This window comes from uncultured Methanobrevibacter sp., from assembly GCF_947166415.1.
In the GTDB taxonomy this organism is placed as follows: Archaea; Methanobacteriota; Methanobacteria; order Methanobacteriales; family Methanobacteriaceae; genus Methanocatella.
Genome location: NZ_CAMVEE010000061.1, coordinates 1 through 2,604 on the forward strand (window position 1 = coordinate 1; position 2,604 = coordinate 2,604).

General features: G+C 36.3%; 4 protein-coding genes. 1 reads left to right on the forward strand and 3 read right to left on the reverse strand.

Annotated features, from left to right (window positions below; all coding sequences use genetic code 11):
- Positions 1-19 precede the first annotated feature (19 nt).
- Positions 20-1,084, reverse strand: coding sequence for a hypothetical protein (locus Q0W25_RS08965; RefSeq protein WP_298521263.1), 1,065 nt, complete (start codon positions 1,082-1,084; stop codon positions 20-22).
- A gap of 177 nt (positions 1,085-1,261) precedes the next feature.
- On the opposite strand from Q0W25_RS08965, the gene Q0W25_RS08970 reads away from it, so the two are divergent.
- On the forward strand, positions 1,262-1,681 hold the full coding sequence (locus Q0W25_RS08970) for a hypothetical protein (RefSeq protein WP_297826929.1): 420 nt from the start codon (positions 1,262-1,264) through the stop codon (positions 1,679-1,681).
- On the opposite strand, the gene Q0W25_RS08975 is transcribed toward Q0W25_RS08970, so the two are convergent.
- Both Q0W25_RS08975 and Q0W25_RS08980 read right to left on the reverse strand, forming a co-directional pair.
- Positions 1,678-2,310, reverse strand: coding sequence for an RlmE family RNA methyltransferase (locus Q0W25_RS08975; RefSeq protein ID WP_298521264.1), 633 nt, complete (start codon positions 2,308-2,310; stop codon positions 1,678-1,680). The two genes, Q0W25_RS08970 and Q0W25_RS08975, sit on opposite strands and share 4 nt — an antisense overlap.
- Before the next feature lies 1 nt (position 2,311).
- The coding region (locus Q0W25_RS08980) for a YfcE family phosphodiesterase (RefSeq protein ID WP_298521265.1) at positions 2,312-2,604 on the reverse strand (293 nt) is incomplete at its 5' end.

The window sequence follows — 2,604 nt, forward strand, 5'->3', positions numbered from 1 at the left end:
ATTAAATATTTCCATATTATCACGCTAATCCTAAAGCAAAATCTAGTAAGGTGCTACCAAGCGCTTCTCGATAATCTCCACCATTACTATATGCATTTAAACCAACTGAAACAATTAAACAAGCTGCAATACAAAGCACGACACCTAAGGCTGGCGAACCACCTAATTCTATTGCATAAGGTAATGATTTTAGAAGTACTGCTGCCATTCCTGCAGTAAGTGATGCTCCACCATAAGCCAGAGCTTTTAATATTTCTGGGGGAGCTGTATTTGAATTGTTTATATAGCTTTGTTTTGGTAGATCGTAATGTACTTGTACTGTTAGTTCTCCCACTATTTGTGTTAGGAAGTCGTTTGGGCAGCAGTATTCGCTGTTTTGGCTTGTTGCTCCTTTGTATGTGAAGTTGTTGTTTATGAATAGGCTGTATACTGTTGCGTTTTCCAAGTCCAGTAACCACAATGTTGTATTGTCGTCTGTTAGTTTTATTGTTAATGTATTGTTGGTTATGTTTATTGTGTAGTTTTGTCCATTTATAATTTCTGTAAATAGATGATCTGTTGATGATATGCTGTCTATGCCGGATAATTCTAGCATTTGTGATTCTATTTCTGATAGTAATAGTGAGGTGAATGCTTTGCATAGTTTGATGTTTGTGCTGTTTTCACCGGTTATGTTTATTCCCATTAGTGGGTCTGGTGCGTGGACGTAACTTTTTCCTCCGAATTCGACTCCTGCCATACATAATGCTGTGTTTTCACGGTTAAATGTGAGATTTAACAGATCAGTTAATCCCAGTGTGAAGTTGTCGTATTTCCATATGGTTGATAATCCTATTAGGAAGTTGGAGTATAATGAGTTTATCGAAGGGTTGAAATAGTATATGCTGTTCGGATTTAAGTAGTAATCCAGTATGCTGTCGGTTACGATTACATCGCTTAGAGTATAGGATTGCACGACTTCTATTCCGGCAAATGTATTAAGGAGATTGCCGAAACTCACAAATTCATTTTTGTCAATTGAAATATCGTTATATCTGAAATTGGTGGTTATTTTTTCATAAAAGGGATTATTTTCAATATTCAACAAATCTTCAGAATAAATGACTGTTTCATATGAATTCTAAATATTTTGTTATAAAGTGGGGTTATTAATCAAAACCAATCAAATTAACTTTTTGAAAGAGCCAATTTAGGCAAACATTATATACTAAAATTAATAAAATTTAATTATAAAAATTTTAATTAAAAATTTGATGGTATTATGAGGAAATCAAGACTAAGCTTATTTAAATCAACCTCTATGTTAATTTCTGTTGTTGGAATTATCATGATTGTATCTACAATCATCGTTGTGGCATATGTAGGATACAGTATGGTTTCAGAGGGCATCACCGATGAAATATCTTCCGGCACACAATATGATGAGCTTGCCGAACTCAAATCATCCTATTCTGATTTGGCGGTTAAGTTTGATAGCGTTAAGGCAACATATTATGCTGGCAGCAATGATGATATTCAGACTTACAATGATGCAAGGATAGAATTGACAAGAGCGGATTCAGCTATTGAAAATGTTCAAAGTGCATTGGATGCAGGAAAGCCATCCAATGAAGTGGATAGCAGAATCGATTTTGCAAAACAAAAACTCAATGATGCTAACGAAGCATACAACAATCTCTAATTTCCTTTTTTTCTATTTTTTTTAGGCATATATTCCAGCCCAACAACATACATTTCAGAGCTTTTTTTACGTGATGATGCGGGTTTTGTTGTTTTCACCTGTCTGAATTTTCCTTTAAGAGAATCCAGCATGGCTTTATATTCAGGGCCCTGAAATACCTTCATGACCAGATTTCCCTTCTCTTCAAGGATATTGTCAGCGATTTCTATAACCACATTCACCAAATCAATTGATCTTAATTGGTCAATGTTTTTGATTCCGCAAAGTGATGGTGAGGCATCGGACATTACGACTTTTGCTTTGCCTCCAATGATTTTCATAATCTTTTCCTGGACTTCTGGTGTTGTAAAGTCTCCTCTTATTCCGTAGTAGTTCTCTTCATGGAACTTTTTGAACCTGTTGAGGTCAACTCCAACAACGATTCCCTCTTCGCCGACCTTTTCAAGTGCGACCTGTGACCATCCTCCCGGAGCCGCACCCAGGTCAACAACAGTATTTCCCTCTTTTATGATTTTGAATTTCTTATCAAGTTGTTTGAGTTTATATGATGCTCGTGAACGGTATTCCTCTTTTTTAGCTTTTTTATAGTATGGGTCATTATGTTTTTCTACTTGCCATCTGCTCCCCATTTCAATCCCTCTTGTATTTTTCAAAGTCAAGTGCACTGCAGACAGGTGCTCCGATTTTTACAATTTCAACGTTTACTTCTTTGTTTTCTATTTCCAGTATCATAACGGTTCTGTCTGCCAGTCTTGGAACAATCGGACTTCCAGGATTTATCAGCAACACTCCGTCGGTCTGCTCTATTTTCGGTTGATGTGAATGCCCTGAAATTAAAATGTTTACATCCAATTCCTTTGCAATGTAGACTAATTGCTGTGTGTCCGCTCTCGGATAAACTTCTCCATGGACAACTCCGATTC